This is a genomic window from Candidatus Limnocylindrales bacterium, assembly GCA_035626395.1.
Classification (GTDB): Bacteria; Desulfobacterota; Binatia; order UBA1149; family CAITLU01; genus DASPNH01.
The window spans coordinates 1-1,467 of record DASPNR010000005.1; the positions used below are offsets into that span (position 1 = coordinate 1).

General features: G+C 64.9%; 4 protein-coding genes. 3 read left to right on the forward strand and 1 reads right to left on the reverse strand.

What is annotated here, in order from left to right; all coding sequences use genetic code 11:
• The 3 genes from istB to VEC57_03150 all read left to right on the forward strand — a co-directional run.
• The coding region (istB, locus tag VEC57_03140; GenBank protein ID HYB98109.1) for an IS21-like element helper ATPase IstB at positions 1-610 on the forward strand (610 nt) is incomplete at its 5' end.
• A 211-nt stretch (positions 611-821) separates the two neighbouring features.
• Positions 822-1,124 (forward strand): hypothetical protein, encoded by a 303-nt coding sequence (locus VEC57_03145; protein HYB98110.1) that lies wholly within the window; start codon positions 822-824, stop codon positions 1,122-1,124.
• Positions 1,125-1,141: 17 nt separating this feature from the next.
• Positions 1,142-1,405, forward strand: coding sequence for a hypothetical protein (locus tag VEC57_03150; protein ID HYB98111.1), 264 nt, complete (start codon positions 1,142-1,144; stop codon positions 1,403-1,405).
• On the opposite strand, the gene VEC57_03155 is transcribed toward VEC57_03150, so the two are convergent.
• A partial coding sequence (locus tag VEC57_03155) for an IS3 family transposase (GenBank protein HYB98112.1) occupies positions 1,362-1,467 on the reverse strand: 106 nt, incomplete at its 5' end. The genes VEC57_03150 and VEC57_03155 overlap by 44 nt on opposite strands.

A 1,467-nucleotide genomic window follows, 5' to 3' on the forward strand; every position in this document is an offset into this window, starting at 1 on the left:
TTGGCGCGAGGAGCGGCGTGTGCGCACCTCGCTGCGGCTCTCGGGTCTGCCCACCGGTCAGACCATCGGCAGCTTCGACTTCAGCTTCCAGCCTTCCATCGAACGCAGCCGCATCGAGACGCTGGGGACGTGCCAGTGGATTCGCGAGAACCGCACCCTGCTAATCCAGGGACCTCCCGGCGTCGGAAAGACGCACCTGGCCATCGCTCTTGCGGTGCGCGCGGTCGAATGTGGCTTCGGTGTCAGCTTCTGCCGGCTCGACGAGCTGATGGCAGCGCTGCGGCGCGATGCCGAGCTGTCGCCGTCGAGGCTGCGGCGAAAGAAGTACCTGTCAGCCTCGCTGCTGGTCATCGACGAAGTCGGCTTCGATCCGATGACGCGCCAGGAGGCCAGCCTGTTCTTTCGCCTGGTGTCCCACCGCTACCAGCGCGGCAGCATCCTGATCACGACGAACAAGGGGATTCGGGAGTGGCCCGAGATCCTGGCCGGCGACGAGGTGCTGGCGACGGCGATCCTGGACCGGCTGCTCCACAACAGCCACGTCCTGGACATCAAGGGACGCAGCTACCGGCTCCGGGACCTGGAACGGGCCGTGACCCAGCAATCGTAAAGGAGGATGTCGCCGACGACGCAGAACCGAAACGGAACGGTCGAAGAATCGGGAGCTTAGGATCAACCGAGGTGCGCGAATCTGGATGTCGTCTTAGTGCGCGAGACTGGGTGTCGCTGGACAATCAACCAGGCGCCGCGGCTACACCACCGACCCCACGCATCGGCCGAAGGCGCACCAGCGCTACCTCGAATGGTCGCCCGAGCGGATCATGCGCTGGGCACAGACGGTCGGCCAGGAGACCTCTGCGCTCGTCGAGCACATCCTGCGCACCAAGCCGCATCCAGAGCAGGGATTCCGCTCGTGCCTCGGCGTGATCTCGCTCGCGCGTCGCTACGGCAGCGAGCGCGTCGAAGCAGCGTGCCGAAGGGCACGGCGGATTGGCGCGCCAAGCTACACCAGCGTCAAATCCATTCTCGCCGCGGGCCTGGACACGCGTCCGCTACCCGAGCCCGAGCAACCCGCGCTTGCCCTGGAGCACGAGAACGTGCGCGGCCCCGAGTACTACCACTGAAGGCCAAAGGAGGAATAATGACCGACGAACAGACATTCGAAAAGCTCTACGGCATGCGCATGAACGGCATTGCCAGCGCGCTGCGCGAGCAGCTGGCGAGTCCCCAGAGCGTCGACGGCCTTACATTCACGGACCGGCTCGCGATGCTCGTCGACCGCGAATGGAACGAGCGAGAGAACCGCAGCCTTACTCGCCGGCTCGCACTGGAGTTCCCCCGCTTTCGCGGACAGTTTGTGACTATCGAACTGCGGCCATCGCTAGCGCCTTCCTCTCGTAGTTGACCGGCGACATGTAGTCCAGGCCTGAGTGCCGGCGGCGCGTATTGTACCAGCCCTCAATGAAC

Excerpts from the sequence above, each read along its gene's own strand:
- VEC57_03145 (HYB98110.1), top strand. The coding sequence starts at position 822 with ATGCGCTGGGCACAGACGGTCGGCCAGGAGACCTCTGCGCTCGTCGAG.
- VEC57_03150 (HYB98111.1), top strand. The coding sequence starts at position 1,142 with ATGACCGACGAACAGACATTCGAAAAGCTCTACGGCATGCGCATGAAC.